Annotated in this window: 2 protein-coding genes; one reads left to right on the top strand and one right to left on the bottom strand. The window is 70.3% G+C overall.

The annotated features are described in order from the left end of the window. Window positions 1-182: 182 nt before the first annotated feature. Window positions 183-866, bottom strand: coding sequence for an SDR family NAD(P)-dependent oxidoreductase (locus AB0F10_RS45225; RefSeq protein WP_360640744.1), 684 nt, complete (start codon window positions 864-866; stop codon window positions 183-185). A 558-nt stretch (window positions 867-1,424) separates the two neighbouring features. Between AB0F10_RS45225 and AB0F10_RS45230 the strand changes: the two genes are divergently transcribed. Continuing rightward, window positions 1,425-2,414 carry a sigma-70 family RNA polymerase sigma factor gene (locus AB0F10_RS45230; RefSeq protein ID WP_360640746.1) on the top strand — a complete coding sequence of 330 codons (990 nt, stop codon included), beginning with the start codon at window positions 1,425-1,427 and terminating at the stop codon, window positions 2,412-2,414. Window positions 2,415-2,558 lie beyond the last annotated feature (144 nt).

A 2,558-nucleotide genomic window follows, 5' to 3' on the forward strand; every position in this document is an offset into this window, starting at 1 on the left:
GCCGGTCGTCGCGGCGGCACCGGCGCTGCTGCCCGCCGAGCGCCGCGGCCCGGTCGCGGCGCTCGTGACGCACGCCCGGATGCTGATCCTGGCCGGGGCGACGCTCGTCGCGGCGTCGGCGCTGACCTACCAGCTCGCCGAGGGGTTCTAGGTCCTGTTTCGCAAGGCTCCCGGCCGCTGCGTCAGGCCCGGCCGTAGACGGGGATCGTCGCGCCGCTGGTCGGCCTCGAGGCGTCCCCGGCCAGAAACGCGATCACCTGGGCGATCTCGTCCGGCGTCACCCAGCGGGAGAAGTCCGCGCCCGGCTGGGCGGCCCGGTTGGCCGGGGTGTCGATGACGCTGGGCAGGACCGTGTTGCAGCGCACGTCGCTCTTGCGGTACTCGACCGCGACGGCGTTGGCGAAGGCCAGCACCGCGGCCTTGGCGGTCGCGTACCCGGCCGCGCCGGCGAACGGGGCCACCGCCGCGCGCGACGACACGCACACCACCGATCCGCCTCCGGCGTCCACCAGATGCGGCAGCGCCGCCGCCGTCACCAGGTAGGTCGGGCGCAGGTTGGCCCGGATGACCGCCTCGAAGTCGTCGACGGTGGTCTCGTGCACGAGGCCGCCGCCCGCGTACGTGCCGGCCAGGTTGATCACGGCCCGCAGCGGCGCGCCCGGCTCGCCCGCGGCGGCGGCGACGGCTGCCCGCACGTCCTCGGGCACGCTCAGGTCGGCCTCGAACCCGGCAACGCCCTCCGGCAGCCGGTGTGCCGTTCCGGCGCGGACCGGGGCGACCACCCGCCATTTCTGATCCCGCATCATCTCGACGACGGCCCCGCCGAGCCCGCCCGTCCCACCAGTAACCAGCACGCTGCGCTCCATACCCTGGACGTTAGCGCTGTGTTTTTGCTCACCTTCTCCGGGAGTCGGCCGAAGGGTGAGGTGTGCCGGACCGAACGGCCGTCATCCATGCGTGGGTCACCCGTGTGGGCGAGTGAACTGCGGCTTGTGGTGGCGCATCGTGGCAGATGGTCCCGGTCCGAGCAGCGGCGGGATCTTTTGCCGTGGGCATTTGCTTCAGGCCCGGCGGCAACCTGTCGATGCTGGATGTGAACCCATTTGGCTACCCGGCCGTACTGGGTAGTGACGAGCATCGCATGCCGACGCGTGATGCCCGTCGCTGTGACGAATGAGGGGCCGATGGTGTCATGAAGTAGGCGGAGGGTATCCGTATCTCAACGCATCCGACCCTGGGTGCGGCTCCGAATGCCTCTGAGAGGGCCTTCCTCAGCAAGTATGCACGCGGCTCTCAGCTGATGTTCAGACATTCGTGACACTTTCGAACCACCAGCCGGAATCAGTGCACGCCGTCTTCTGTTCATGTAGGTGTCAGCACCGCAATGAGCCGCGGACGTTACGGGACGGCTGACGGACGCAGGTATTGCCCGTAACAGGGTTAGTGAAGGCAATGAGGGGACCGTGGGCAACGTGGAGAAAAACACCGTGATGCGGACCGACCAGGTCGCCGAGGAGCGCGACCTCGTCGGAGTCTACCTGCACGAAATCTCCCGGACGCCGCTGTTGGATGCCGCCAGGGAGGTCGACCTCTCCAAGGCAATCGAGGCGGGGCTCTATGCCGAGCACCTGCTCGACACCGGCGAGGTCCGCCGCGGCGTGAGCCGGGAGGAACTGGAGCGACTGGCCACCGAGGGCAAGCGGGCGAAGGATCTCTTCATCCGTGCGAACCTGCGACTCGTCGTGTCGATCGCGCGCCGCTACGTGCGCTCGGGCATGCCCATGCTGGATCTCATCCAGGAGGGCAACACCGGCCTCGTGCGCGCCGTCGAGAAGTTCGACTACGAGCGCGGCTACAAGTTCTCCACCTACGCCACGTGGTGGGTCCGCCAGGCGATCAGCCGGGCGATCGCACAGCAGGAGCGCACCGTGCGCCTGCCCGTGCACCTGGTCGAGGACGTCAACCGGATGCGCAACGTCACCCGCCAGCTCGTCCGCGAGCTCGGCGCCGACCCGGAGCCCGCGCAGGTCGCGGCCGCCCTGGGCGTGACGGTCGAGCGCGTCACCGAGCTGACCCGCTGGGCACAGGACACCGTTTCGCTGGACACCCCGGTGGGCGACGACGGCGACACCAACCTCGGCGACCTCGTCGCCGACAGCGACGCCCCGTCGCCGGAGGAGATCGTCCTGACCGCGCTGGAGCGTCAGCGCATCGAGGGCCTGCTCAACCACCTCGACGACCGCTCGGCGGGCATCATGCGCGCCCGCTACGGCCTCGAGGACGGCCGCGAGCACTCGCTGACCGAGGTGGCGTCGCGCTTCTCGCTCTCCCGCGAACGGATCCGCCAGCTCGAGATCCAGGCGCTGGGCCGGCTGCGCGAGCTGGCCCGGGCCGAGGGCCTGCAGGCCGCATAACCGAGAAAACAGCCCACGATCACAAGAAGGCCGGCGCCCCTCGGGGCGGCCGGCCGGTGGGGGGCGGGGGGCTCACCGGCTCCCGCCCCGTCGCGTAGGGGGGGGTTTTTTTTTGGTCCCCGGGATGTCGGGGGGGGGCCCGCC

The sequence above is a fragment of the Actinoplanes sp. NPDC026623 genome, assembly GCF_040638275.1.
Lineage (GTDB): Bacteria > Actinomycetota > Actinomycetes > Mycobacteriales > Micromonosporaceae > Actinoplanes.

Excerpts from the sequence above, each read along its gene's own strand:
- AB0F10_RS45225 (WP_360640744.1), bottom strand. The coding sequence starts at position 866 with ATGGAGCGCAGCGTGCTGGTTACTGGTGGGACGGGCGGGCTCGGCGGG.